The organism is Stenotrophomonas sp. YIM B06876 (assembly GCF_030711595.1).
In the GTDB taxonomy this organism is placed as follows: Bacteria; Pseudomonadota; Gammaproteobacteria; order Xanthomonadales; family Xanthomonadaceae; genus Stenotrophomonas.
This window is the reverse complement of record NZ_JAUJUJ010000509.1, coordinates 332-574: the sequence shown is the minus strand read 5'-3', so window position 1 is coordinate 574 and position 243 is coordinate 332. Positions and strand designations below refer to the sequence as shown.

The 243-nt window shown below is 70.0% G+C and carries 1 protein-coding gene; it reads left to right on the top strand.

The features are described 5' to 3' along the window. Window positions 1-243: efflux RND transporter permease subunit (locus tag QZH66_RS18195; protein WP_305807201.1), on the top strand; the 243-nt coding region annotated here is incomplete at both ends.

Here is a 243-nt window from a genome sequence, read left to right as displayed (position 1 = left end):
GCGCAACAACGCCGCGGTGCGCCTGGGCGATGTGGCGCGCGTGATCGACGGCGTGGAGAACACGCGCACCCTGGGCCTGTTCAACGGCGAGCCGGCCATCATCGTGCTGGTCACGCGCCAGCCGGGCGCCAACATCATCGATGCCGTGGATGGCGTGCGCGCCCTGCTGCCCGAGCTGCAGGCGCAGTTGCCGCAGGACATCCATGTGGCCGTGGCGTCGGACAGCACCAACTCCATCCGCTC